The sequence below is a fragment of the Amycolatopsis vastitatis genome (genome assembly GCF_002234595.1).
GTDB classification, from domain to species: Bacteria; Actinomycetota; Actinomycetes; order Mycobacteriales; family Pseudonocardiaceae; genus Amycolatopsis; species Amycolatopsis vastitatis.
On record NZ_NMUL01000028.1, the window covers coordinates 70,239 to 96,723 of the forward strand.

The following is a 26,485-nucleotide window of genomic DNA, read 5'->3' on the forward strand; positions in this document are numbered from 1 at the left end:
ACGTGTACGGCGCGAAGTCACGCTGTGGCCATGAAGCGTTCGAACCTCCGGCGGATAGCCGGCTCAGGGGTGGTCATCGCGACGATCGGCGTGCTGGCGGTCGGCGGCGCGCTCGAAGCGTCGGCCGCGGCGACCGGCACCGTCAAGACCGCGGGTGACCCGCTCAACGTCCGCCGGGCGCCCACCACGAGCGCCACGGCCGTCAGGACCGTCGCCAGCGGCACGGCCGTGACCATCGACTGCCAGATCGAAGGCTCGTCGGTGGCCGGGACCTACGGCACGGGCACGCTGTGGGACTACGTGCCCGCGCTCGGCGGGTACATCTCGGACACCTACGTCTACACCGGCCGCGACGAGCGGATCGCGCCCGACTGCGGGGTCGGCTCGGGCAGCGGCCAGTGCGCCGGCGCCTGCGCGGCCGAGGGGCAGTACCGCTCGTCCGACTCGCACTTCCTCGTCTACGACACGAACTCCGACGGCTATTCGGCCGTGGTCGCGTACTGGCTCAAGGGCGGCGCCGGCCCGTTCTACGTCTGGAACTCCGGCGGCGAGGGCACCAAGGTCGACAAGGCCGTCACGGTCGCGCACGGCAGCTGGGTCTTCTACAAGGTCTGCGTCGCGAACTACACGACCGGCAAGCCGGACCTGAAGTCCTGCAGCGACGGCCTCACCGACTTCGCGGCCTGACCGCGTCCCTCCTCCCCGAAAGGCATTCCGACATGGTTCAGCTCAACCGGCGCAAGGTGCTCCTCGGCGGGCTCGCCGCGGTCACCGCCACCGCGGCTTCGGCGGCGCTGCCGTCCTGGGCGAACGCCCGCACCACGGCCGCCGCTCCGGCCGTCCACGATCCCTTCCAGCTCGGCGTCGCGTCCGGAGATCCGCTGCCCGACAGCGTCGTGCTGTGGACGAGACTCGCGCCCGCGCCGCTCAACCCGGACGGCTTCGGCGGCATGCCGGACGCCACGTACGCGGTCGACTGGGAGATCGCGAACGACGCGGCGTTCAGCTCGATCGTGCAGAGCGGCTCGGTGAGCGCCGCCCGCGCGTCCGCGCACAGTGTCCACATCGAACCGACCGGGCTGCAGCCCGCGCGGGAGTACTTCTACCGGTTCAAGAGCTCCGGCTACATCTCGCCGGTCGGCCGGACGCGCACCGCGCCCGCCGCCGGCGCCGCGGTCAACCAGCTCAAGTACTGCTTCAGCTCCTGCCAGCACTGGGAGGAGGGCTACTACCACGCGTACAAGGGCATCGTGGCCGACGACCCGGACCTGGTGCTGTTCCTCGGCGACTACATCTACGAGAAGAAGTCCGGCCGGACCGCCCAGGACCGCAACCCGCGCAGCCTGGCCTTCACCGAGGACGTCACCACGCTCGCGCAGTACCGCGCCCGGCACGCCCAGCACAAAACGGACGCCGACCTGCAGGCCGCGCACGCGATCGCGCCCTGGATCGTGGTCTTCGACGACCACGAGGTCATGAACAACTGGAACGGCACCACCTCGCCCGCCACGGCCGCGCGCAAGGCCGCCGGGTTCCAGGCCTTCTACGAGAACACCCCGATCCGGTCGACGGCCAAGCCCAACGGCGCGTCGATCCAGCTGTACCGGCAGCTGATGTGGGGCAACCTGGCCCGGTTCCACATGCTCGACACGCGCCAGTACCGCAGCGCCCAGGTGCCCGACCCCGCCGGCGACGCCGGTCCGGCCTGCGCCGACATGCGCAGCACGTCCCGCAGCATCCTCGGCGCCACGGAGGAGGCGTGGCTGCTCAAGCAGTTCGAGTCGCACCCGGCGACCTGGGACTTCCTCGGCCAGCAGGTCTTCTTCGCCACGAAGGACGCCGACGGCAACAAGGCCACCTGCGAGAACAACGACTCCTGGCAGGGCTACGAGGCCTCGCGCAACCGGATCCAGCAGGGCTGGGTCGACCGCAAGGTCGCCAACCCGGTCGTGCTCACCGGCGACGTCCACCGGCACTGGGCCGCCGACCTGCGGCTCGACTACTTCGACCACAGCGACCCGGTCATCGGCTCGGAACTGGTGACGACGTCGGTGACGAGCAACAGCGACACCGCCGGGGCACCCAGCGCGGCCTGGTACGCGAACAACCCGCACGTCAAGTACTGCAAGGGCGAGCGCGGCTACGTCCGCGTCACGACGACGCCGTCGCAGACGCGGGCGGACTTCATGACGACCTCCGACGTCAGTGTGTACGACCCCGCTTCGGTGGTGATCAAAAACGACGTCAGTTACGTAGTGCAAGCGGGCAAGCCGGGTCTCGTGCGAGTCTGAACCCCGTTCGCTACGCCGCGTGGCGATCATGCTCGATTCCCCGTCACGACCATGAAAATCACACGGGAACCCGGGCTCCGGCGAAGGTAGACTGCGAAAATCCTGATAGGACACCGGAGCCGGCGGGCTCGCGGTGCCGGCCACCCCGAACACCGGGGGACCCGCGTCCGACTGGGGGTGGCGCGGGTCTCCCGGGCTTTCGCGCGTAAAAGTGTTTCCTTGCCGCCGCGGCGATCTTGACAGTCCGCTCCGGACGCTCGTAATCTGAGTGCTCCGCCGTCATGCCGAGCTTTTTCGATTCCATGACAAGGCGGTTTCACGGTGCAAGCGAAATTCCTGCTGATCTCTTTCGCGGTGGCGGGGCTGGTGGTAACCGGCGCCGGGGTCGCCGCTGCCGCGCCCGGCGGCGTTTACGACGTCAAGGACTACGGCGCCAAGGGAAACGGGTCGGCCAACGATTCCTCCGCCATCGACAAGGCCGTCACGGCGGCCAACGCGGCGGGCGGCGGCACCGTCCGGTTCACTTCCGGCACCTACAAGTCGGCCAACACCGTCCACCTCAAGAGCAATGTGACGATCCAGCTCGACGCGGGTGCGACGATCACCGGATCGAGCGCGGACACCTACGACAAACCCGAGTCGAACCAGTGGGACGACTACCAGGACTACGGCCACAGCCACTTCCACAACGCGATGTTCTACGGCGACAAGCTCACGAACATCGGGTTCACCGGCGCCGGCACGATCGACGGCGGCGGCAACCTCATCACCGGCAACCCGAAGTCCGGCGAGGCCGACAAGATCCTGTCCCTCACCCGGTGTGACGGGCTGACGCTGTCCGGGATCAAGCTGCGCCGCGGCGGGCACTTCGCGGCGCTGATCAACGGCTGCAAGAACGTCGTGTCGGACCACCTCACCATCGACACGGCGAGCGACCGCGACGGCTGGAACATCATCAGCACGACCAACGTCACGATCACCAACGCGAACATCGCGGCGAACGACGACGCACTCGTGTTCAAGAGCGACTACGCGCTCGGCGCGAAACTGCCGAACGGGAACGTCACGGTGAACAACGCGAAACTGTCGGCGCAGTGCTGCAACGCGCTGATGTTCGGCTCCGAGACGTGCGGTGACTTCACCGGCTACCAGTTCTCGGACATCACGATCACCGGCGCGCACAAATCGGGCATCGGGATCGTTTCGATGGACGGCGCGAAGATTTCCGACGTGCACTACCGCAACATCACCATGTCCGGCACGTATTCGCCGATCATGATGAAGATCGGCACGCGGAAACGCTGCGGGAACAGCCCCGGCGTCGGCTCGATCAGCGGCATCACGTTCGACAACATCACCGGCACGCACACCGGCAGCAACTTCAGCCCGACGATCTGGGGCGCGGACAGCGGCCACCGCGTCTCCGACGTCACGTTCACCGGCGTGCACCTGACGGTGCCCGGCGGCAACGGCACCATGGGCACGGGCGTGCCGAGCAACACCGCGACGGACTACAACCCGAAGAGCATCGGCACCCGCCCGTCGTACGGCTGGTACCTGCACTACGCGTCGGGCATCAAGTTCACGGACAGCTCGGTGGAGTTCGGCAAGGACGACGGCCGCCCGGCGAGCATCGTCAACAACAGCTCCGACATCACGTTCGACCACTTCACGGCGGAGAAGGGCTCGAAGAGCCCGCTCGACATCGGCTTCCAGTCGGTGACGGGCTACTGCGTCCAGAACTCGGCCACCACGTCGGGCTCCGCCCTCCGGATCAACACCACAGGTTCCACCTCAACCTGCTGACCCACCCGCCGCGGCCCCCTTCCCCGCCGGGGAAGGGGGCCGCGGCTCGTGATCGAAGCGTCAACTCGCGTGATTGGAAGGTCAACTCGCGTGATTAGAGGGTCGACACGGCGGAACGGCAGCCCGAAGCCGTGTCGACCCTTCAATCACGCGTGTCGACTGCTCAATCACGCGTGTCGACTCTTTACACACGGACGAAGGGGCCCCGGCCGGTTGGCCGGGGCCCCTTCTGCGGCGTGACAAGGGTCAGTGCATGTACTGCTCGTTCATGATGAGGAACGCGCCGAGGCCGTGGAAGTCGTTGGTCTTGCGGGCCCGGCCGTAGTAGTAGGACAGGTCGCCGACGTTGGTGCCTTCGCAGATGTCGGTGATGTTCGTCAGGCCGTCCGAGCCCAGCGAAACCTTCTTCAGCACGCCGGCGTACCCCTTGTCCGCCACCGCCTGGTACGACGACGGCAGGTAGCCGCGCTGGACGCCGCGGGCCATGGTGAACGTGTACATCGACGACGCCGACGTCTCGAGCCAGTTCTTCGAGTCGCCGCCGCGGTCGACGACCTGGTACCAGCGGCCGGTGGCCTGATCCTGCCAGCGCTGGTAGCCCGCGGCCAGGAACTGCACGACCTCGATCAGCGCGGCCCGCCGCGGGTGGTTGGCCGGCAGTACCTCGAGGATGTCGATGGTGGCCATGCCGAACCAGCCGATCGCCCGTGCCCAGTGGTACTTCGAGTGGTGCCCGGACCCGGACGCCCACGACTCGGAGCCGTCCTCGTCGTAGGCGTGGTACAGCAGGCCCTTCGCCGGTTCACGCAGGTGGCTGAAGTACACGACGATGTTCTTGGCCGCCTCTTCGAAGCAGTACGCGCCGTCGTTGAACGCGGCGCCGTAGAGCGCGAGGAACGGCTGGGCCATGTACACGCCGTCGCCCCACAGCTGGCCGACCTTGCTGGTGGCGTGGAACATCCCGCCGTCGGACGTCCTCGGGTAGGACGGGAACCGCTTGCGGAGCTGGTCGGCCGCGGTCTTGTACTTCTTGCGGCCGGTCTCCGCGTACAGCAGCGGCAGCATCTGGCACGAACGCATCGAGTCGAGGTTGTTGAAGCTGTTCGAGATGCCGCTGTCGGTGATGAACCGGTCGTACCAGGCGATGATGTAGTCGAGGTACTTCTTCTCGCCGGTGCGCTTGTAGAACAGGTACTGGCCGTAGAGGTACAGCCCGAGGGTGTAGCCCCAGCCGCCGATCTTGTCCGGCGTGTAGCGCTTCATCGTCGAGTCGATCACGGCGCGCGACCAGTCCGTCGGCGGCGCGCCGCCGATCGGGGGGAGCTGGTCCGCGGCCCGCGCGAGGGGGCCTGTCGCGGCGAGGGCGCCCAAGGCGCCGAGGGTGCCGGCCAGGACCGCGCGCCGGGTCGGGCGAAGGGGGTGTTCGGACATCGTCGTCCCTTTCGTGCACTGGCCCCGCGACGCGGTGGAAGGGTGGCCGGGATGCCGATCCGCCGTCCGTCGGCATCCCGACCAGCTCTGGGGGGCGCGGCGTGCTGCCCGTGTCGCCGGAGCGATGGTCTTGGAGCGAAAGCGCTCTCTGGGGAGAACATCTACCCGCCCCGCCGACCCGCAGTCAAGAGAGATCGGATCTCTCGTCTCATATATCAGATATTTAACCCGAATGGCGGGTACTTCGATGTACCGGCCAGCGAAACTCGGCGGAAAGGTCGGATCTAAGCCTTGACCAGGCCGCGACGGCAGGAGTACACCACCGAGTGGACCAGACCACTGGAGGTCGTTCATGTCAGCCAAGTTCCTGCGCCGGGTCCTCGTCGCCGCGGCGTCGATGCTGGTGGTGACCGGGCTCGTCGCCGCACCGGCGTCGGCCGACCTGCAGAAACCCTCCCAGCAGTGGCTGCGCGACAGCCAGGCGGGGCTGTTCCTGCACTGGGGCATGCGCACGTCGCCCGGCTACACCAGTTGCAGCGCCTGGGAGAAGGCGATCACCGACGGCGGGTGGAGTCCCGCCTACTGGGTCACCGAGGCCAAGAAACTGCACGCGTCGTACCTCGTGCTCGCCTCCTTCCACAGCCGCCTCGGCTACTCGCGCGCCTGGCCGTCGAAGATCCCCGGCAGCTGTACCACCAAGCGGGACTTCCTCGGCGAGCTGATCGCCGCGGCGAAACCCCAGGGTCTCAAGGTCATCCTCTACATGACCAACGACGCCCAGTGGCACGACGAGGGCGGCCACGAGTGGCTCGACTCGGCCGGCTACTCGAAGTACAAGGGCAAGGACGTCGATCTCGACAGCCAGAGCGGCTTCGGCCAGTTCAGCTACGACAACTTCTTCGAGGTCATGAAGAACTACCCCGACCTCGGCGGGTTCTGGATCGACAACGACAACGCCTACTGGGAGTCGCACGACCTCTACCAGCAGATCTACCAGCAGCGGCCGGACTACCTGCTGAGCAACAACAACGAAGACACGCCGATCATGGACACGATCAGCAACGAGCAGAAGACCGGCATGTCGCCGTCGTACGACTACCCGCAGGCGACGTACACGGCGATGCCGCGGCTCACCGAGGCGTGCTTCAAGCTCCCCGACACCGGCTCCTGGTGGTACGGCGGGTCCAACTCGTCGGTGAACAAGATGCTCAACATCGGACGTCTGGTGACCAACTCCGGCTCGTCGATCAAGTCGCTGATGGCGGAGACGGCGATGGTGAACGGCAAGTTCCCGTCGAACCAGGAGGCGTTCAACAACTTCGCGAACACCTACCTGGACGCGATCTGGGAGTCCCTCGGCGGCACCGAGGGCGCCGGGTACATGTACGGCGGCATGCAGCCGGGCTTCTGGAACGACGGCGCGCACGGCGTCATCACGATCAAGGGCGAAACGCAGTACGTCCACGTCCTGACCAAGCCGTCGACGTCGACGCTGAAGATCCGCGACAACGGCTACCGCGTCCGCCGGGTGACGAACCTCCGCACCGGCGCGGCGATCGCGTTCAGCCAGGGCAGCGGCAGCCTGACGCTGACCGGGCTGTCCGGCTGGGACACCTACGACACGGTGTTCAAGGTGGAGACGGCGGGCCGCACCGGCACGTACGACCCGAAGACCGTGACGCTCAAGGCGAGCGCCTCGGCGAGCGGCCACAGTGGACAGTCCGCGAGCGACGGCGACTACCTGACCTACTTCGACAACGGCAAGACCCTGCCGGTCAACCTGGACTTCGACCTCGGGTCGGCGAAGAAGGTGCAGTACGTCGGGATCAACCAGCGCGAGGACTCGGTCAGCTACGCCCGGTCGGACTCCGAGCAGTCCGCGCGGATCAAGGCGTACAAGGTGTTCGTCTCCAGTGACGGCAAGAACTGGGGAGATGCGGTGAAGTCCGGGACGCTGCCGAGCCACCGCGGCGTCCAGTTCGTGGACCTCTCCGCGGTGACGGCCCGGTACGTCCGGCTGCAGGTGACGAGCACGTACGCGGCCTCGAGCGACAGCACGCGGTACAAGCGCCTGCGGATCGACGAGACCTGGCTGGGTTCGGACTACGCGACCGCGGCCGGCTGAGCGAGGAGGTCGACGGTCAGGGCCGCGGTCCAGCTGAACGACCGGGCGCCGTGGCCGGCGCCGGTCAGCGGGTCGCAGTACTCGGCGAAGTCCGTCCGGGCCGCGGTCGCGGCGAGGTCGTCCGCCAGCCGTGAGGCCAGGGCGTGCTCGCCGTGCCGCAGCAGGCCCTGGCGGACCAGCCAGCCGACGTTGAACCACGACGGCCCGCGCCAGTAGCGGCCCGGGTCGAAGTCCGGGGCCGTCAGGTCGTAGCTCGGGACGCCGTGCACCCGGCCGAGCCGGAAGCGCGGGCCGGTCGCCGTCGCCACCAGGGCGGGGGCGACCGCCAGGTCCGGCAGCAGCAGCGGCAGCAGGCCCGCGCACGTGTGCTCGGGGGTCAGCGCGCCGGTCCGGACGTCCCGGGCGAAGAACCAGCCGGAAGTGCTGTCCCACAACGTGTCCTGCAACGCCTTCGCCACGCGCGCCGCGGCCTCGCGATGGGCCGCGGCGGCCGCGGGCAGCCCGAGGATCCCGGCGATCTCGGCCAGCGCCAGCTCGGCGTCGGCCAGCAAGGCGTTGAAGCCCGGGTCCTCGACGACGAAGTCGCCGAAGTCCTGGTAGCCGCTGTCCCGGTAGTCCGCGGCGAGCCGCACGTACCGGCCGTAGTCCTCGTCGCTCGGCCGGTCGGCCGCGGCGCCGTGCTGCAGGTCGCGGCGGACGAACCCGGTCGACGGCGTGACGGAGGCGAGCGGGCCGTCCCACGCCGGGCTGTTGTCCATCCCCGACTCCCACGGGTGCACGATCGCCACGAGCCCGCGGCCGCCCGCGTCGCGCCGGGTCCGCAGGTACTCGTGCCAGGCCCGCAGCTTCGGGTACAGCGTCGCGAGGAACACGGGGTCGGGGTCGGCCTCGTGCACGGCCAGCACCGCCCGCGCGTGCACCGGCGGCTGGACCAGCCCCGACGTCCGCCCGGCGTGCCAGAAGGACGGGCCGGGGAAGTACGCCTCGGGCGGGGTGTCCGGGTTGAAGAGGATGTGCGGCACGCGGCCGTCGCGCCACTGGGCGGAGAACAGCGTCAGCAGTTCACGCCGCGCGCGCTCGGGCGCGAGGTGGCGCAGGCCGAACGCGATGAAGGCGGAGTCCCAGCTCCACTGGTGCGGGTAGAGCCCGCGCGAGGGCACGGTCGACGAGCCGAGCCAGTTGCCCGCCAGGACGTCGGCGGCACGCCCCCGTGTTACGTTCATATGTCCAATCTATCTCCAACTTATGTCTTGTCAATAAGCAAAAGAGGCCCGGATGACGACGCCGACCAGCGCCGGCGAGCTGTTGTGGCTGGTCAGGACCGGCCAGGCGACCACGCGGAAGGCGCTCCAGACGCGCAGCGGCTTGTCCCGCTCGACGCTGACCGCGCGTCTCGAGCAGCTCCAGGCGGCGGGCCTGCTCGTCGAGGGCGGCCAGGAGGACTCCACCGGCGGCCGCCCGGCGCGGCAGCTGCGGTTCGACGACCGGCACGCCGTCGTCCTCGCCGCGAGCATCGACACGACGCACGCCGAGGCCGCGCTCACCGACCTGTCGGGACGGCGGCTGGCGCACCGCGCGGGCTCGCTGCGCGTCGCCGACGGCCCGGAACCCGTGCTCGGCCGGATCGCGGAGTGGTTCGAGGCGATGCTGGCCGAGGTGGACCGGCCGGCCTGCGGCGTGGGCGTCTCCGTGCCGGGCCCGGTCGAGGACAACCGCGTCAAGCAGCCGCCGATCATGCCCGGCTGGGACGGCTACCCGATCGACGCGGACCTCGGCGCCCGCTTCGGCGTCCCGGTGCTGGCCGACAACGACGCCAACCTGATGGCGCTCGGCGAGCACCGCGCCCGGTACCCGGAGACGGCCGCGCTGGTCGTGGTCAAGGTGTCCACCGGGATCGGCGCCGGGCTGGTCCTCGGCGGCGAGGTGTACCGCGGCATCGACGGCGGGGCGGGCGACATCGGGCACATCCGGCTGCCCGGGTATCCCGAAGCCCGCTGCGCGTGCGGTTCGCTCGGCTGCCTCGCGGCCGTCGCCAGTGGCGGCGCGCTGGCCGCGCGCCTGACAGAGCTGGGCCTGCCGACGACGTCGGGCTCGGGGGTGCGCGACCGGATCGTGGCCGGCGAACCGGCCGCCGTGCGGCTCGCCGAGTTCGCCGGCCGCCAGGTCGGGGAGGTGCTCGCCACGCTGGTCTGCGTGGTCAACCCGGGGGTGCTGGTGATCGCCGGCGACCTCGCCGAGCCGCACTTCGTGGCCGGCGTCCGCGAGGTGCTCTACCGGCGGGCACTGCCGCGGGCGACGCAGAGCCTGCGTGTCGAAATCGGCGGCCGCGGCGAAGCGCTCGGCGGGGCGGTCACCATGGTGGTCGAAGCGGTGTTCGCCCCGGCCGCGGTCGATCACCGGTTGGCTGGCAGGGCCTGAGGGCCGAAGTGCCGTCACGGGCTCGACTGTCCCGAGTGGACGGAGCGACCGACTTTCGTAGGTGGTGGCCGCCGGTCCCGGTTGTTCCACGATACGAGAACGAACCGGACTTAACGTGCATTGAGGACTATTCCTCGCGTTTTCCGCGTGACAAACCGGATTTCCGTACCACCGGTGAATGCGCGGCGAGATAACGGTTCCGCAAGCACTTCCCCGCGAGCGGAACACCGTTCTAGTCTCACCCGGTGTTCCAGGCCCGTTTTCTGGGGGCCGCATTCGAGAGGGAGATTTCTGTGCGAAGAAGCTCCACCCTGCTCCTTTCGCTCGCGGTGGTGGGTGGCCTCACCGCCGCCCTGCCGGCGACGGCGTCGGCGCAGGGCCGTCAGGACATTCCGCAGTCGCACCCGTTGTGGGCGAACGCGCAGGCGAAGGTTGCCGACACCGCGCCCGCCGCGAAGCTGAGCTTCCGGGTTTACCTGAACCAGCGCGACAACGCCGGTGCCGAGGCGCTGGCCCAGGCCGTTTCCGACCCGGACAGCCCGGCCTACCGCCAATTCCTGAACCCCGACCAGGTGCGTGACCGGTTCGCCGCCAGCGACGCGACGGTGAACGCCGTCAAGGCGTGGCTGACCGGCAGCGGCTTCAGCATCGGCGAGGTGCCGTCGAACCGCGCCTACGTCGAAGCCACCGGCACGGCCGACCAGACGGAGAAGGCGTTCGCGGTCGACCTGGGCAAGTACCGGGTGAAGGGCCAGACGCTGCGCGCCGCCGACAAGAACCTGTCGGTGCCGGCGAACCTGGCCGGCGACGTGCTCGGCGTCGTCGGCGTCGACCAGGCGACCAACCTGTTCAAGCCGGACCACGCGACCGGCTCGGGCACGCCGTCCGACGTCCCGCCCGGCCCCGGGTTCCGCAACGCGCGGCCGTGCAGCGCCTACTACGGCGAGAAGATCGACACCACCGATCCCGCCTACAACGGCAAGCAGCTGCCGTACGCGCCCTGCGGCTACACCCCGGCGCAGCTGCGTTCGGCCTACGGCATCGACAAGGTCGGCGCCGACGGCAAGGGCACCACGATCGCCATCGTGGACGCGTTCGCCTCGCCGACCATCTACTCGGACGCGAGCACGTACGCCAAGAAGAACGACCCGCAGCACCCGCTGAAGCAGAGCCAGTTCAAGCAGCACGTCTTCCCGGCGAACCCGGTTCTCGAGCCGCCGGACCAGTGCGACGCGGCGGGCTGGTACGGCGAGGAGACCCTCGACGTCGAAGCCGCCCACGGTCTCGCACCGGGCGCGGACATCCTGTACGTCGGCGGGGAGTCCTGCGAGGACAACGCCCTCGACGTGGCGCTGAACTACGTGATCGCCGGCCACAAGGCCGACATCGTGTCGAACTCCTACGGCGACACCGGCGAAGACATCCCGGCCGACGAGGTCAAGGTGTTCAACCAGATCTCGCTGCAGGCGGTCCTCGAGGGCATCGGTGTCTACTTCTCCTCGGGCGACAACGGTGACGAGGTCGCGCGCCTCGGCACGCCGTCGCCGGACTTCTCCGCCTCGGCGCCGTGGATCACCGCGGTCGGCGGCACGTCCATCGCGATCGGCAAGGACGGCAAGCGGATCTTCGAGACCGGCTGGGAGACCAGCAAGTCGCTGCTGACCAACGGCGTCTACGGCCCGGCCAACTACACCAGCGGTTCCGGTGGCGGCACGAGCCGGCTGTTCCCGCAGCCCTTCTACCAGAAGGGTGTCGTGCCGGACGCGCTGGCGAAGAAGAACCAGACCGGCAACAACAAGGGCCGGGTCGTCCCCGACATCTCCGCGATCGGTGACCCGAACACCGGCTTCCTGGTCGGCCAGACGCAGACCTTCCCGGACGGCGCCTACTACGACCAGTACCGGATCGGCGGCACGAGCCTCGCGTCGCCGGTGTTCGCCGGCATCATGGCGGTGGCCGACAGCTTCGACCACTTCCACCACGGCTTCATCAACCCCGTGATCTACAAGCTGACCTCGCGCACCGCGGCGATCAGCGACGTGAAGCACGTGGACGCCGCCGTGGCCCGCGTCGACTACGCGAACTCGGTCGACGCTTCGGGTGGCCTGCTGCACTCGGTCCGCACCCTGGACTACCAGGGCCTGACCATCCACACCACCCCCGGCTACGACGACGTGACCGGCCTCGGCACGCCCAACGGCTGGCTGTTCCTGCTCCTCGTCTAGTTCCGAGTCCGTGAAGGCCACTTTCGGGAATTCAAGTTCCCGAAAGTGGCCTTCACGGCTTTTCGGCCAACGGGATGACCGCGCACACGGTGGTGCCGCCGGGGCCGCTGGCGACCTCGAGCTCGCCGCCGAGGGCCTGGACGCGGTCACGCAGTCCCGCCAGGCCCGTGCCGCCCTCGAGGTCCGCGCCGCCGGCGCCGGCGTCCGTCACCGCCACCCGCAGCTCGGCTCCCTCGACCGCGATCCGGACGTCGACGTGGTCGGTCTGGGCGTGCTTGAGGGCGTTCGTCAACGCCTCCGACGTCACGAAGTACGCCGTCGCCTCCACCGCCGCGTCGAGGCGCGGCACGGTGCCGACCGACAGCCCCACCTCCATCGGGATGCGGGCGGCCAGCGACCGGACCGCCGCGGCCAGGCCCGCTTCGGTGAGGATCGCCGGGCGGATGCCGCGCGCCAGCTCCCGCAGCTCGGTGATCGCCGTCTGCAGCTCGTCGACCGCGCCGCCGAGCAGGGCCCGGACCTCCGTGGGCAGCGCGGCGCCGTAGCGGCGGCCGGCCATCCGCAGCAGCAGCACGACGCTGACCAGCCGCTGCTGGGCGCCGTCGTGCAGGTCCCGCTCCAGACGCCGGCGCTCCTCGTCGCCCGCCGCGACCAGCCGCGCCCGCGACGCCCGCACCTCGGCGAGCCGCTGCTCCAGCTCGGCGGTGAGCCGCTGGTTGTCCAGCACCAGCCCGGCCGCCGCGTTGAGCGCGTCGATCGACCGGCTGTCCTTCCACACCTCGTCGTCCTGCACCAGCGCGGCCAGCCCGGTGCCGTCGCGTTCCAGCAGCAGCCGGATCATCTCGGCGTTGCCGACGCGGGCGCGCAGCACCCCGGCCAGGAACGCCAGCGGCCACAGGCAGAACAGGATCCGGTAGGCCTGCAGCAGCGGCGCGGAGAGCGGGTTCCCGTCGCCGAGCGCCGTGCCCACGCCGGAGGCGAGCGCGCCGAACAACGCGATGGCGATCACCGGCGACAGCAGCCGCCGCTGCGGCAGCCGCCCGGTCAGCCACCGGTAGAGCAGCACGACGACCACGCCGGCGCTGATCGCCGTCGCGACGAAGTCCAGCGCGCGGTGGGCGAAAACGGTGTCGGCCGAAGCGGACGAGATCGCCAGCAGGTTGCGCGGGTCGTCGTCGGCCAGCAGCCCGAGCACGCCCGAGCCGAGCACCACCAGGTAGGCCGCGGCGACGAGCAGCCGTTCCCACCGCGACCGGAGCCGTCCGTGCGGGAACGCGAGCACGAGGTGCGCGATGACCGGGCTGGACGCGGCGCGCAGCGGCATGGCGACCGTGTACAGCACCGGGTTCCGCGTGAACTGCAGGTCTTCGAGGAACAGCGCGAGGCCGGCGAGCGCGATGAGCACGCCGATCGGGTTGGCCGGCCGCCGCACGTGCGCGACCGCGCCGGCGAGCAGGAACAGGAACCCGGTCGTGGTGCTGAGCGCGGTGTCGAGCGCGGAGTGGGTGCCTTCGGCCGCCTTCAGCGTCAACGCGGTGACGCCGAGCGCGAAACCGGCGGTCAGCAGACCGGTCATCGCGAGTGTCCGGGGGTGCTGCACCGCAACCACGCAACCCCTCCCGGTTTGCTTCGCGGACGCGCGCTCCGGCAACCGGGTGACACCTGGCGGCCTCGGGCGGTGTTCCGGCAACGGCTAACCATGATTCGCCCGTTCGGGCCGTCGCGTTACACCACGCGGCCGCGCTTTAGGGTGAACCGGGGGTTCGAACGGGAGGCAGGACATGAGCGGACGCGGTTTCGACGCCGAGGTCTTCGGCGGGCGGATGCCGACGGGAGGGCGGGACCTGGCGGTCGAAACCCACGGCATCAGGCCGGTTCCGGAAGACAACCGCTTCGGGCGCCCGTGGCGGCTGTTCAGCGTGTGGTTCGCGCCCAACCTGACGATGACGGCGGTGTTCACCGGCACCCTCGCCGCGACGCTCGGCCTGGGCTTCTGGACGGGGCTCGCCGCGATGCTTCTCGGGACGGTGCTCGGCTCACTGCCGGTCGCCTACCTGTCCACCTGGGGCCCGCGCACCGGCACCGGCCAGCTGCCGCTCGCGCGGCTGCCGTTCGGTGGCGGGGTCGTGCTGCCGGGTCTGGTGCAGTGGCTCGGCTCGATCGCCTGGGACGCGCTGGTCGGCCTGTTCGGCGGCGAGGCCCTCGCGGAGCTGACCGGGCTGCCGTTCTGGGCCGCGGTGCTGGTCGTGCTGGTGCTGCAGGGCGCCCTCGGCGTCTTCGGCTACGCCCTGATCCACCGCGTCCAGACGGTGATGAGCGTGCTGCTGGTGCTCGCGTTCGCCGCGCTGGCGGTGAAAGTCCTTTCCGGACACCCGATCGCCGCCGCGGACACCGCGTCCGGCGCCGGACTGGCGGGCGGCGTCGTGCTGTTCACGACGATCGCGTTGTCGCTGGCGATCTCGTGGGCGCCCTACGCGTCGGACTTCAGCCGTTACCTGCCCGCGGGCACGTCGTCGCGGTCGGTCTTCTGGGCGACGCTGCTCGGCCTGACGGCGTCGTACGCGATCGGCGAAGGTCTCGGGCTCGCGCTGGGGACGTCGCTGGGCGACCAGACGGCGAAGGGCGTCGCGGACCTGCTCGGCGGCGGGTTCCTGGGTGCGCTGGCGCTGGCGGTGATCGCGCTGGCGGCGGTGTCGTCGAACGCGATGAACGACTACAGCGGCTCGCTGGCCCTGCAGACCGTCGGCGTCCGGCTGCGGCGCCCGGTGTCGGCGGTGGTCGTCACCGTGCTCGCGTTCGCGCTGATCCTCTGGATGCACAGCGGCGAGCTCGCGGCGAAGTTCCAGAACGTGCTGCTGTTCGTCAGCTACTGGATCCCGCCGTTCCTCGGCGTCGTCGTCCCGGACTGGCTCGCGCGCACTCGCGGCGGGCGGCGGGTGGACGTCCTGGCTTCGGTCTCCGTCCGCCCCTGGGCGGCGGTCGTGGCGTTCGTGGCGGGCTTCGGCGCGGCGGTGCCGTTCATGAACACGTCCCTCTACACCGGACCGGTCGCCGCGGCGCTGCACGGCGCCGACCTCGCGTACTACGTCGGGCTCGTCGTTTCGCTGGCAGCGTATTTCCTGCTTCGCGGCCGTCCTTCGGTTGACCTCGACTAATATAGAGGTTTCACGATGGTGTGGTACCCCTCGAAGGAGGAACCATGCCCACCGCTCTGATCACCGGGGCGTCCGCCGGTCTGGGCCGCGCGCTCGCGGCGGCCCTGGTGAGTCGCCAGTGGACGGTCGTCGGCGACGGCCGGGACGCGGCCGCGCTGGATTCGGCGGCTCGGGAGATCGGCTTCACCGCCGTCCCCGGCGACGTCGCCGACCCGGCCCACCGCGCCGCACTGGCCGGCGCCTGCCCGGAACTCGACCTGCTCGTCAACAACGCCAGCTCGCTCGGCGTCAGCCCGCTGCCGCCGCTGGCGCGGTATCCCTTGGCTGAGCTGGAAAACGTCTACCGCGTGAACGTCTTCGCCCCGCTCGCGCTGACCCAGCTCCTGCTGCCCGCGTTGACGGCGGCGCGGGGCATCGTGCTCGACATCAGCTCGGACGCCGCCGTCGAGCCGTACGAAGGCTGGGGCGGCTACGGCTCGGCGAAGGCGGCGCTCGACCAGCTCACCGCGGTCCTCGGCGTGGAACACCCGGACCTGGCCGTGTACGCGGTCGACCCTGGCGACCTGCGCACGGCGATGCACCAGCGCGCGTTCCCCGGCGAGGACATCTCGGACCGGCCGCTGCCGTCGTCCGCGGTCCCGGCGTTCCTCAGGCTGCTCGACGAGCGCCCACCCAGCGGCCGCTACCGCGCCGCCGACCTCCTGGCGGCGGTGTGAACGTCCGGTTCGAGCTCCCGGACGAGCTGTCGGCGTCGGCGCCGCCGGAAGCTCGCGGCCTGGCGCGCGACGAAGTCCGCCTGCTGGTCGCTTCACCGTCGGGCGTCCACCACACGGTGTTCGCCTCGGTGGGCGAGCACCTGCGGCCGGGGGACCTGCTGGTCGTCAACACGTCCGGGACGCTGCCGGCGGCGGTCGACGCCGTCCGCGGCGGCCGTCCGGTCGTGGTCCACTTCTCGACCTCGCTCGACGACGGTGCGTGGGTGGTCGAGCTGCGCGCCCCGGGCGGCCCGCTGCGCGACGGCCGGCCGGGGGAGCGCCTGGAGCTGCCCCGCGGCGCGTCACTGACCTTGCTGGCGCCGGCGGCCCCGGGTGATACGCGCCTGTGGCGGGCGGAGGTGGCGGTCGAGGGCCCGGTGCCGGGGTTCCTGGCGGCGGCCGGCCGCCCGATCCGCTACGGCTACGTCCCGCGGGCCTGGCCGCTCGCGGACTACCAGACGGTGTTCGCCCGCGAGCCGGGCAGCGCGGAGATGCCGTCGGCGGCCCGCCCGTTCACGACGGAGCTGGTGACACGCCTGGTCACCGACGGCGTGCTGTTCGCGCCGCTGCTGCTGCACACGGGGGTGTCGTCCCCGGAGGCGGGCGAGCCACCCCAGCCGGAGCGTTTCCGCGTACCGGCCCCGACGGCGGCACTGGTCGCCTGGGTCCGCGCCCGCGGCGGCCGCGTGATCGCGGTGGGGACGACGGCGGCCCGGGCCCTGGAGTCGGCGGCCTCCGCGGACGGCGTGGTCCGCCCGGCCGAGGGCTGGACGAACCTGGTGCTGGGCCCGGACCACCCCGCCCGGGTGGCAGACGGCATCATCACGGGTTTGCACGCGCCGGACGCGTCGCACCTGCTGTTGCTGCAGGCGGTGACGGGCGCGGAGGTGGTCCAGCGCGCGTACGACGCGGCGGTGGAGGAGCGGTACCTGTGGCACGAATTCGGCGACGTGTCACTTCTGCTGCGCCGCTGAGACAGCGGGCGCTTGCCTGGGGCGGTGGTGACGAGCGCCACGGACTTCGCGCTGCTCAGGCAGGGGCTTGGCTGACGCCGGCAGCCACCCGCTGGTCGCCCTCGGGGACCAGCGGTCAAGGGGCCCAGCCGGGGCGAGGCGCTCGAGGTCATGAACGACTCGTTCATGACCTCGGACGACATGAACGAGTCGTTCATGACATCCCAGCGGCCGCCACGCACGGCGAGCGGACCTGCGGTCCCGGAGTCCGGGCGCACGGCGTTGCCGGAACACCACCCGCCCTCCCTGGGGGGCGTGCCCACGTCCAGCGTATCGGCACCCCCCGACGAAAAGCCGGGCAAAGCCCTCCGAGGCCGGGGTTGTCCACAACCCCGTCGCCCTGTGGACAACCCGGCCTACTGGCGAACCTCGGCGTTCTGCCGCCCGGACCGGTGGGACCGGTACCACCCGGCCCCGACCACGGCCGCGATACCCAGGCCGACGCCGCTGACGATCGAAGCCACCAGGCTCGCCGTGCCGGTGGCCAGGCCGAACCCGCCGCCCACGTAGACCGGGATGCTCACCGCCACCGGCAGCCAGGTGCGCAGCGCGAATGCGCGGTCCGACGCCAGCCACAGCACCAGCGCCACCGCCGCCCCGGTGACGACCGGGATCGCCCAGACGACCAGGCCCGTCACCGCGTCCATGCCGAGTGACCTGAGCCACTCGAACGACGCCTGGCCCAGCCCGATGAACAGCACGAACAGCGCCACCCGGACGCCCACGGCCCCCTGGCCGCGTCGCTGTGCGGTGCTCGTCATGTCTTCCCTCCCGAATCGGTGGTCACCCTTACCACGTCCGGGTGACACGAGCGGTTGTCCGCGCCGGCGACTTTCTTCGAAAACGGCCCCTAAGCGCCGCGACCGCCGATGTCAAGAAATCTCACCGGATGTCCCGGGATGCGGATGGCTATGCGCCTGAGTGGGTGACCGTGCGAACCTCGCCCGGACACCGACGAAAGGCGATACTGACGTGCGCACCCCACGGAGAACCCTGGCCTCGGCGCTGGCCGCCCTGACCGTCGTGGGCGTGCTCGCCGGCTGTTCGCGCGCGGACAGCAGCACCGCCCCGGCCGCGAACCAGGGCGCCGCCGGCGAGGTGCGCATCGGATTCTTCCCGAACGTCACGCACGCGCCCGCGCTGATCGGCGTCAAGAAGGACTTCTTCAAGAACGAGCTCGGCTCGACCAAGCTCACCACCCAGACCTTCAACGCCGGCCCCGAAGAGGTCAACGCCCTGCTGGGCGGCTCCCTCGACGTCGCCTTCATCGGCTCGGGCCCGGCGATCAACGCCTTCACCAAGTCCAAGGGCGCCATCCAGCTCGTCTCCGGCGCCGTTTCGGGCGGCGCGCAGCTCGTCGTCAAGCCGGACATCACCAGCGTCGAGGGGCTCAAGGGCAAGAACATCGCGACCCCGCAGCTGGCCAACACCCAGGACGTCGCGCTCAAGAAGTTCCTCGCCGGCAAGCAGCTGACCGGCCAGGTCAAGATCACCAACCTCGACAACCCGAAGACGCTCGACGCCTTCAAGAAGGGCGAGGTCGACGGCGGCTGGCTGCCCGAGCCGTGGGCGTCGCGGCTGGTCCTCGACGCCGGCGCGAAGGTCCTGGTCGACGAGAAGACGCTGTGGCCGGGCGGCCGCTTCCCGAGCACCGTCGTCATCGTGCGCAGCGAGTTCCTGCAGGAGCACCCGGACACCGTCCGGGCGCTCCTCAAGGGCGAGCTGGCCGCGATCGACTGGGCGAAGGCCAACCCGGCGGACGCGAAGACCGTGGTCAACGGTGCACTCAAGGAGCTGGCCGGCAGTACCCTGAGTGCAGCGGTCCTGGACCGTGCGTTTTCCGGCATCGAGCTGACCACCGACCCCATCGCCGCCGAATTCCCGCAGCTCGCGCAGGACTCGGTGACGGCCGGCGTGGTGAAGTCGGCAGTGGCGCTGAAGGGCTTCGCCGACTTCGGCCCGCTGAACGAGGTGCTCAAGGCGCAGAACCTGCCCGCCGTCGAAGCCCCCGAACTGACCAAGTGAAACCGGGGCTCGGCCCCGGGCCGGGGGCTCCGCCACCCGGAACCCCCGAAAAAAAGTGAGTGATCCGGAGAGGCCACCAGCGATGACCACGACCCTCCCGACCGGCCGGAGCAGCTTCACCGGCGCGACCGCGGTGCGTCTCGACGGCGTGCGCAAGACGTTCGGCACGGCCGGCCGCGCGGTCGTCGCGCTCGACGGCGTGGACCTGACGGTCGCGCCCGGCGAGTTCGTCTGCCTGCTCGGGGCATCCGGCTGCGGCAAGAGCACGCTGCTGAACCTGGTCGCCGGGCTGGACGCGCCGTCGGCGGGGGAGATCACGCTGAACACGTCGCGGCCCGCCGTCATGTTCCAGGAGGCCGCGCTGATGCCGTGGCTGACCGCGGCCCGCAACGTCGAGCTGCCGCTGCGGCTGGCCGGGTTCGGCCGGGCCGAGCGCCGGGAGAAGGCCGCCGAGCTGCTGGAACTGGTCCGGCTGAACGGCGCGGGCGGCAAGCGGCCGCACGAGCTGTCCGGCGGCATGCGGCAGCGCGTCGCGCTCGCCCGCGCCCTGGCCGCGACGCTGCGTGTCGGCGGCGACCCGGAACAGTCACTCCTGCTGATGGACGAGCCGTTCGCCGCGCTCGACGCCATCACCCGCGACGTCCTGCAGGGCGAGCTGCTGCGGGTCTACCGCAGCACGGGCACGTCCGTGCTGTTCGTCACCCACGACGTGCGCGAGGCGGTGCGGCTGGGTCAGCGCGTGGTCCTGCTGTCGTCGCGCCCCGGCCGGGTCGTGCGCGAATGGACGGACGTGTCGCTGGCCGACGCCGCGAAGCTGACCGACGAAATCACCGGGCACCTGCGAGAGGTGATCAGCACCCATGCCGCAGCTTGACTCTGCTGCTTGGGGGTCGAACCCCCAGACCCCCGGCGGCGGTGCTGCTTGGAGGTCGAACCCCCAGACCCCCGCCCCAGGGGCTCCCGAGGACGAACTCGACGCGGTCGGCGCCGGGCTGGATTCGCTCGACGCTCCCGCGGGTGACCGCCGCCCGAGCTTCTGGAAGCGGTTCGCCTGGGGGGTTCTGCCGCCGTTGGGCGCGCTGGCCCTGCTGATCGTCATCTGGCAGATCCTCTGGGCCGCTGCCTTCTGGCCGGAGGCGCAGCTGCCGGCCCCGCTCGCGGTGTGGAACGAGTTCTGGGGCATCGTCGCCGACGGCCAGGTGTTCGGCTTCGTCTGGACGTCGGTGCACCGCGCCGCGCTCGGCTTCCTCGCCGGCGTGCTCATCGGTACCCCGCTCGGCTTGGTCGTCGCGAAGATCCGCGTGGTGCGGGCGGCGATCGGGCCGCTGCTGACCGGGCTGCAGAGCCTGCCGTCGGTGGCCTGGGTGCCGGCGGCGATCCTGTGGTTCGGGATCAACGACGCGGCGATCTACTTCGTGGTGCTGCTCGGTTCGGTGCCGTCGATCGCGAACGGCCTGGTGTCCGGCATCGACCAGATCCCGCCGATCCTGCCGCGCGTCGGCCAGGTGATGGGCGCGAACCGGCTGTCCTCGGCCCGGTACATCCTGCTGCCTGCCGCGCTGCCGGGTTTCCTGGCCGGGCTCAAGCAGGGCTGGGCGTTCTCGTGGCGGTCGCTGATGGCGGCCGAGCTGATCGCGCTGTCGCCCCAGCTGGGTGTCGGGCTCGGCGCGTACCTGAACCAGGGCTCGTCGTTCAACAGCATGGAGACGGTGATCGCGGCGATCTTCCTGATCCTGCTGGTCGGCGTGGGGATCGAGCTGGCGGTGTTCCGCCCCCTGGAGCGCGCGGTGCTGCGGGCCCGCGGCCTGACGTCGTCGCTCTAGTTGGCTTCGTATCGGGGTTGCGGGGAGGGGTCTGGGTGGGGCGCTACGACTTGCCGGAACGGGTGAGGACTGCCCCGGCCCCGGCGGAAATGCCGGGGCCGGGACCAGTCAGCGTGAGCGGCGGGCACCCGCGCGAGTGCCCGAGGAGAACGCCGCCGCGCCGCCCGAACCCGAGCGGCGGTTGGCCGCGGCCGGGCCGCCCGATCGCCGGCTACCGCCCGAAGCGGCGCCCGACCGGCCGGAAGCCTGACGCTCCGGCTGGGCCGTCCGTCGCTCCGACCGGGGCTGCTCCTCGCGCCGCGCCTGACCGGCCGCTCGCGACCGCTGGCCGCCGCGGTTCTCCTTCGGTGTGGCCGGAGCGCCGCGGCGCCCGCGGCCCGCGCCCGGTGCCGCGCCCGTCGCCGAAACCTTCTTCGGGCGGTTGTCCACCGGAGGCCGCTTCGGCGACGCCGTGAACGAACGCTCGCCGGGGGCCAGCTCCGCCAGCAGCGGGTGGCCCGGGCCGAGCTGGGTCGTCGTCGGCTTGATGCCCGCCTTGCGCGTCAGGTCCCGCACGTCGCGGACCTGCGCGTCGGTCATCAGCGTGACCACCGTGCCCGACGCGCCGGCGCGCGCCGTGCGGCCCGAACGGTGCAGGTACGCCTTGTGCTCGACCGGCGGGTCGGCGTGGATGACCAGCCGGACGTCGTCGACGTGGATGCCGCGCGCCGCGATGTCGGTCGCCACGAGCGTGCGTGCCGTCCCCGAGGAGAACGCCTCGAGGTTGCGCGTCCGCGCGTTCTGGCCCAGGTTGCCGTGCAGCTCCACCGCGGGCACGCCCGAAGCGACCAGCTTGCGCGTCAGCGCCTTCGCGCGGCTCTTGGTCCGCGTGAACACCAGCGTGCGGCCCGGCGCGGCGGTCAGGTCGACCAGCACCGGCAGCCGGTGGGTCTCCTCGAGGTGCAGGACGTGGTGCTCCATCGTCGACACCGGCGACTGCGCCGAGTCGACGCTGTGCGTGATCGGGTCGCTCATGAAGCGCTTGACCAGCACGTCGACGCCGTTGTCCAGCGTCGCGGAGAACAGCATCCGCTGCCCGCGCGACGGCGTGGCGTCCATGATCCGCCGGACCTCGGGCAGGAAGCCCAGGTCGGCCATGTGGTCGGCCTCGTCCAGCACGGTGATTTCGATGGCGTCGAGCTTCACGTGCCCGGAGCGCATGTGGTCGGCGAGCCGTCCAGGGCAGGCGACGACGATGTCGACGCCGTCGCGCAAGCGCGTGATCTGCGGGTTCGCGCTGACGCCGCCGAAGATGGTCGTGGTCTTCAGACCCAGCGGCTTCGCCAGCGGCAGGATCGAGGCCTCGATCTGGGTCGCCAGCTCGCGCGTCGGCGCGAGGATCAGCGCGCGGGGACGGCCCGGCTTGCGCCGCGTCGGGCCCGCGGCGAGGCGGGCCAGCAGGGGCAGCACGAAGCCGTACGTCTTGCCGGAGCCGGTCCGGCCGCGGCCCAGGACGTCACGCCCGGCGAGCGTGTGCGGCAGGGTCGCCGCCTGGATGGGGAAGGGCTCGGTGACGCCCTGCGCGGCCAGCGCGGTCACGAGCGGGGTGGGCAGGCCGAGTTCGAGAAAAGTGCTCATAAGTACGTGCGGGCACGCGGGTGCCCTGGTCTCCATAACCTGAGAAGGGTTGTCCTGCCCGGCGCAGACCTACGTACGGCCGCGGCGCGTGGTAGTCGACAACAACAGCGGGCCGAGGCAGAACTGAGCGGCCCGCATGATCAGTATAGCGGGACAGGGTGACGTAGCCCCAGTGAGATTGCCCGCACTCGCGCGGCCTTGCTAAGTTACTGGTCGGTAATCGAGGAGGACGACCATGCTGCTGAACCCGCGCGAGTACGACCCGGCGCACTTCGACGCCGAGACACGGCGCCTGCTGCGCGCCACCATCGACTGGTTCGAACAGCGTGGCAAGGCGAAGCTCACCGAGGACTACCACAACCGCACCTTCTACGCGGACTTCATCGAGTTCGCCGGCAAGGAAGGCCTGTTCTCGACGTTCCTGACCCCGGCCGCGAACGCCGGGGGCCACCCGGACAAGCGCTGGGACACCAGCCGCGTCGCCGCGCTGTCGGAAATCCTCGGGTTCTACGGGCTGAACTACTGGTACCCGTGGCAGGTCACGATCCTCGGCCTCGGCCCGGTGTGGCAAAGCGGCAACGACGTCGCCCGCAAGCGCGCGGCCGACGCCCTGGACGCGGGTGGCGTCGGCGCGTTCGGACTGTCCGAAAAGGACCACGGCGCCGACATCTACTCCTCCGACATGGTGCTCACGAAGGACGGCGACGGCTACCGCGCCACCGGCTCGAAGTACTACATCGGCAACGGCAACTGCGCGCGCACGGTGTCGGTCTTCGGCCGCATCGACGGCGTCGAAGGCCCGGGCCAGTACGTCTTCTTCTACGCCGACTCCGAGCACCCGAACTACCACGTGGTCAAGAACGTCGTGCCGTCGCAGATGTACGTCGCCGAGTTCCGGCTCGAGGACTACCCGGTGCACGCCGACGACATCCTGCACGTCGGCGCCGAAGCCTTCAGCGCCGCGCTGAACACCGTCAACATCGGCAAGTTCAACCTCTGCTTCGGCGGCATCGGCATGGCGACGCACTCGCTGTACGAGGCCATCACGCACGCGCACAACCGCGTCCTGTACGGCAAGCCCGTCACCGATTTCCCGCACGTACGCCGCGAGTTCGTCGAGGCCTACGCGCGGCTGACCGCGATGAAGCTGTTCTCCGACCGCGCCGTCGACTACTTCCGCAGCGCCGGCCCGGACGACCGGCGCTACCTGCTGTTCAACCCGATCACCAAGATGAAGGTGACGACCGAGGCGCAGAAGGTGATCGGCCTGGTCGCCGACGTCGTGGCCGCCAAGGGCTTCGAGGCCGACACCTACCTGGCGATGTCCAAGAACGACATCGACGGGCTCCCGAAGCTCGAAGGCACGGTGGCCGTCAACCTCGCGCTGATCGCGAAGTTCATGCCGAACTACCTGTTCGCGCCGCAGGAGTACGCCCCGGTGCCGACCCGCACCGACGCCGCGGACGACGAGTTCCTCTTCCGCCAGGGCCCGGCGCGCGGCCTGTCGAAGGTCCGTTTCCACGACTGGAAGACCGCCTACGCGGAGGCCGCGCACATCCCGAACGTCGCGCTGTTCACCGAGCAGGCCGGTGCCCTGGTCAAGCTGCTCACCGAAGCGGCGCCGGACGAGGCGCAGCAGGCGGACCTCGACTTCGGGCTCGCGCTCACCGAACTGTTCACCCTGGTCGTGTACGGCCAGCTGATCCTGGAGCAGGCCCGCATCACCGGCCTGGACGACGAGGTCGTCGACCAGATCTTCGCGGTGCTGGTGCAGGACTTCAGCGTCGCGGCGGTGGACCTCAACGGCAAGGCGAGCTCGACCGAAGCCCAGCAGGCGATCGCGCTGGCCGCGCTGCGCAAGCCCGTGGTGGACGCCGAGCGCTTCGAGAACGTCTGGGCGCGCGTCCGTGCGCTTTCCGGGGTCTACGCTATGAATCCGTGATGGCGAGGAAGTACCGGCTGGGCGTGACGCGGAAAGCCGCGAACGTCGTCGTGAAGGCGTTGCTCGAGCGCGGAATCCCCGTCAACGGGAACACCGGGTTCCTGCTCACCACCCGGGGACGCAAGAGCGGCGCCGACCGGACCACGCCGGTCAATGTCATCGAGGTCGACGGCGAACGCTGGCTCGTTTCGCCGTACGGGCGGGTCGGCTGGGTGCACAACCTGCGCGCCGACGCCACGGCCCGGCTGTGGCGCGGCCGACGGCGCGAGACGTGGGAGGTCGAGGAGGCCGACGCCGCCACGGCCGGTCGGGTGCTGCGCGCGTACGTCCGCAAGATCCCGGTGACGGCGCCGTTCTTCGACGCGAAGCTGACCGGCCCGGCCGAGGCTTTCGCCGCGGAAGCCGATCGACACCCGGTGTTCCGGTTGGCAAGATCGCGGGTGTGAACCGGGAGCGGGCGGCGGAGCTGATCTGGGACGCGTGGCAGACCGGGAAGCGGCTCGACGGTCTTCCTGCCGGCGCCCGTCCGCGCGACCTGGCCGAGGGCATGGCCGCGCAGGCGGCGCTCGCCGAGCTGGCCGGACCGGTCTCCGGCTGGAAGATCGCGGCGACCACCGTGTATGCCCGGCAGTACCTCGACGTCCCCGGGCCGCTGGCGGGCGCGCTGTTCGAGCGGTTCCACCACGTCGAGGGCGCGCCGGTACCCGCGGACACGATGACCATGGGCGTCGCCGAACCCGAGTTCGCCTTCCGGCTCAAGGCCGATCCCGGGCCGTCGCCGTCGCTGACCGCGGTGCTCGACGCGGTCGACACGATGTTCCTGGCCCTGGAAATGCCGGACAGCCGCTACACCGACCACCAGCACGCGGGCGGCCCGCAGCTGCTGGCAGACGTCGCCTGCGCGGGCCGGTTCGTCGAAGGACGGGCGGTCCCGGGCTGGCGCGACCTCGACCTGCCCCGGCAGCCGGTGGTCCTGCACGCCGACGGCGCGGAGTTCGCCCGCGGCAGCGGAAGCCTGGTGCTGGGCGACCCGCGCCTGGCCCTGCACTGGCTGGCGATGGAGCTGTCCCGCCACGGCCGTTCGCTGCGCCCGGGCGACGTCGTGACGACGGGCACGGCGACCCCGCCGTGCCCGATCCACGCGGGCGGCCACGTGATGGCGGACTTCGGCGCGCTGGGCAGCGTGGAAGCGCGGTTCGCGGGGGGAGGGTAATCCGGCGGTTCCGGGGCTATCGTCGGCGCGTGGGCGAGCGCGGCAGGCCACGGCACCCGGACCGGCTGACCCCCGCCGAGTGGCGGGTGGTCGACGCGGTCCGCCACGGCCTGACCAACCGCGAGATCGCGCGGCGGCGCGGCACCAGCCAGGACGCCGTCAAGTTCCACGTCGGCAACGCCGTCCGCAAGCTGGGCCTGGCGGGGCGGGCCGAGCTGCGCGCCTGGCGTGGTGCCCCGGCGGACAGCGCGCTCGCCGGCCGGACGGGTGAGGAGGCGACGGTGCTGGGACCGATCGGGCAGGTTTCGCGGACGGTCGCGGACCTCGGCCGGGCGAAGGCCTTCTACGGCGACGTGCTCGGCCTGAGCCACCTCTACACCTTCGGCGACCTGGCGTTCTTCGACTGCGACGGCGTCCGGCTGTTCCTGACCGCCGGCGAGCCGAAGGGCGCGGAGTCGGTGCTGTACTTCAAGGTTCCGGACATCGACGCGGCCTACGACGAGCTGCGCTCGCGGGGCGTGGAGTTCCTGGGCGCGCCGCACCTGATCCACCGGCACGAGTCCGGGGTGGAGGAGTGGATGGCGTTCTTCACCGACCCGGACGGCCATCCGACGGCGATCATGGCTCAAGTCTCGCTAGAGTGACC

21 protein-coding genes are annotated in these 26,485 nt (G+C 70.7%); 16 read left to right on the forward strand and 5 right to left on the reverse strand.

Annotated features, from left to right (window positions below):
- Positions 1–30: 30 nt before the first annotated feature.
- From CF165_RS26535 to CF165_RS26545, 3 genes are all read left to right on the forward strand, one after another.
- Positions 31–687 (forward strand): hypothetical protein, encoded by a 657-nt coding sequence (locus tag CF165_RS26535; RefSeq protein WP_167441575.1) that lies wholly within the window; start codon positions 31–33, stop codon positions 685–687.
- Positions 688–719: 32 nt separating this feature from the next.
- Complete coding sequence (locus tag CF165_RS26540; RefSeq protein ID WP_093950291.1) at positions 720–2,291, forward strand: alkaline phosphatase D family protein; 1,572 nt, start codon at positions 720–722, stop codon at positions 2,289–2,291.
- Between the two features lie 321 nt (positions 2,292–2,612).
- On the forward strand, positions 2,613–4,097 hold the full coding sequence (locus CF165_RS26545; protein ID WP_205660977.1) for a glycoside hydrolase family 28 protein: 1,485 nt from the start codon (positions 2,613–2,615) through the stop codon (positions 4,095–4,097).
- Positions 4,098–4,343: 246 nt separating this feature from the next.
- Here the strand turns inward: CF165_RS26545 and CF165_RS26550 are convergent, their stop codons facing one another.
- Positions 4,344–5,528: a glycoside hydrolase family 88/105 protein gene (locus tag CF165_RS26550; RefSeq protein ID WP_093950292.1), complete on the reverse strand. Its 1,185-nt coding sequence runs from the start codon at positions 5,526–5,528 to the stop codon at positions 4,344–4,346.
- Between the two features lie 352 nt (positions 5,529–5,880).
- On the opposite strand from CF165_RS26550, the gene CF165_RS26555 reads away from it, so the two are divergent.
- Positions 5,881–7,653, forward strand: coding sequence for a discoidin domain-containing protein (locus CF165_RS26555; protein ID WP_093950293.1), 1,773 nt, complete (start codon positions 5,881–5,883; stop codon positions 7,651–7,653).
- Here the strand turns inward: CF165_RS26555 and CF165_RS26560 are convergent.
- Complete coding sequence (locus CF165_RS26560) at positions 7,632–8,876, reverse strand: MGH1-like glycoside hydrolase domain-containing protein (protein WP_093950294.1); 1,245 nt, start codon at positions 8,874–8,876, stop codon at positions 7,632–7,634. The genes CF165_RS26555 and CF165_RS26560 overlap by 22 nt on opposite strands.
- A 52-nt stretch (positions 8,877–8,928) precedes the next feature.
- On the opposite strand from CF165_RS26560, the gene CF165_RS26565 reads away from it, so the two are divergent.
- Positions 8,929–10,071: an ROK family protein gene (locus CF165_RS26565; RefSeq protein ID WP_093950295.1), complete on the forward strand. Its 1,143-nt coding sequence runs from the start codon at positions 8,929–8,931 to the stop codon at positions 10,069–10,071.
- Positions 10,072–10,364: 293 nt separating this feature from the next.
- A complete protein-coding gene (locus CF165_RS26570) occupies positions 10,365–12,296 on the forward strand; it encodes a S53 family peptidase (protein ID WP_093950296.1) in 1,932 nt (643 codons plus the stop codon).
- Positions 12,297–12,348: 52 nt separating this feature from the next.
- Here CF165_RS26570 and CF165_RS26575 read toward each other — a convergent pair whose 3' ends face one another.
- Positions 12,349–13,872, reverse strand: coding sequence for a sensor histidine kinase (locus CF165_RS26575; RefSeq protein WP_205660978.1), 1,524 nt, complete (start codon positions 13,870–13,872; stop codon positions 12,349–12,351).
- 205 nt (positions 13,873–14,077) lie between these two features.
- On the opposite strand from CF165_RS26575, the gene CF165_RS26580 reads away from it, so the two are divergent.
- Genes CF165_RS26580 through CF165_RS26590 form a run of 3 tightly spaced genes read left to right on the forward strand, consistent with a single transcriptional unit; the run spans position 14,078 to position 17,180 of the window.
- Positions 14,078–15,451: a purine-cytosine permease family protein gene (locus CF165_RS26580; protein WP_093950298.1), complete on the forward strand. Its 1,374-nt coding sequence runs from the start codon at positions 14,078–14,080 to the stop codon at positions 15,449–15,451.
- A 44-nt stretch (positions 15,452–15,495) separates the two neighbouring features.
- Entirely contained in the window at positions 15,496–16,167 is a 672-nt protein-coding gene (locus CF165_RS26585) for an SDR family NAD(P)-dependent oxidoreductase (protein WP_205660979.1), read from the forward strand.
- Positions 16,164–17,180, forward strand: coding sequence for an S-adenosylmethionine:tRNA ribosyltransferase-isomerase (locus CF165_RS26590; RefSeq protein ID WP_093950300.1), 1,017 nt, complete (start codon positions 16,164–16,166; stop codon positions 17,178–17,180). The genes CF165_RS26585 and CF165_RS26590 overlap by 4 nt, the downstream gene beginning before the upstream one ends.
- 395 nt (positions 17,181–17,575) lie before the next feature.
- Here the strand turns inward: CF165_RS26590 and CF165_RS26595 are convergent, their stop codons facing one another.
- Entirely contained in the window at positions 17,576–17,980 is a 405-nt protein-coding gene (locus tag CF165_RS26595; RefSeq protein ID WP_093950301.1) for a hypothetical protein, read from the reverse strand.
- Positions 17,981–18,191: 211 nt separating this feature from the next.
- On the opposite strand from CF165_RS26595, the gene CF165_RS26600 reads away from it, so the two are divergent.
- From CF165_RS26600 to CF165_RS26610, 3 genes are all read left to right on the forward strand, one after another.
- A complete protein-coding gene (locus tag CF165_RS26600) occupies positions 18,192–19,244 on the forward strand; it encodes an ABC transporter substrate-binding protein (RefSeq protein ID WP_093950302.1) in 1,053 nt (350 codons plus the stop codon).
- Positions 19,245–19,326: 82 nt separating this feature from the next.
- Positions 19,327–20,118 carry an ABC transporter ATP-binding protein gene (locus tag CF165_RS26605; RefSeq protein WP_093950303.1) on the forward strand — a complete coding sequence of 264 codons (792 nt, stop codon included), beginning with the start codon at positions 19,327–19,329 and terminating at the stop codon, positions 20,116–20,118.
- On the forward strand, positions 20,105–21,067 hold the full coding sequence (locus tag CF165_RS26610; protein ID WP_093950304.1) for an ABC transporter permease: 963 nt from the start codon (positions 20,105–20,107) through the stop codon (positions 21,065–21,067). The genes CF165_RS26605 and CF165_RS26610 overlap by 14 nt, the downstream gene beginning before the upstream one ends.
- Positions 21,068–21,175: 108 nt before the next feature.
- Here the strand turns inward: CF165_RS26610 and CF165_RS26615 are convergent, their stop codons facing one another.
- Complete coding sequence (locus tag CF165_RS26615; RefSeq protein WP_093950305.1) at positions 21,176–22,684, reverse strand: DEAD/DEAH box helicase; 1,509 nt, start codon at positions 22,682–22,684, stop codon at positions 21,176–21,178.
- A 235-nt stretch (positions 22,685–22,919) separates the two neighbouring features.
- Between CF165_RS26615 and CF165_RS26620 the strand changes: the two genes are divergently transcribed.
- From CF165_RS26620 to CF165_RS26635, 4 genes are read left to right on the forward strand one after another with little or no spacing between them, the layout of a single operon-like run.
- The gene (locus CF165_RS26620; protein ID WP_093950306.1) at positions 22,920–24,626 is read left to right on the forward strand and encodes an acyl-CoA dehydrogenase family protein; all 1,707 of its coding nucleotides are present in this window, start codon (positions 22,920–22,922) and stop codon (positions 24,624–24,626) included.
- Positions 24,626–25,072 carry a nitroreductase family deazaflavin-dependent oxidoreductase gene (locus tag CF165_RS26625; RefSeq protein ID WP_205660980.1) on the forward strand — a complete coding sequence of 149 codons (447 nt, stop codon included), beginning with the start codon at positions 24,626–24,628 and terminating at the stop codon, positions 25,070–25,072. Before CF165_RS26620 ends, CF165_RS26625 begins: the two co-directional genes overlap by 1 nt.
- On the forward strand, positions 25,069–25,839 hold the full coding sequence (locus tag CF165_RS26630; protein ID WP_093950308.1) for a 2-keto-4-pentenoate hydratase: 771 nt from the start codon (positions 25,069–25,071) through the stop codon (positions 25,837–25,839). Before CF165_RS26625 ends, CF165_RS26630 begins: the two co-directional genes overlap by 4 nt.
- A 29-nt stretch (positions 25,840–25,868) precedes the next feature.
- A complete protein-coding gene (locus tag CF165_RS26635; protein ID WP_158226833.1) occupies positions 25,869–26,483 on the forward strand; it encodes a VOC family protein in 615 nt (204 codons plus the stop codon).
- Positions 26,484–26,485: the final 2 nt, after the last annotated feature.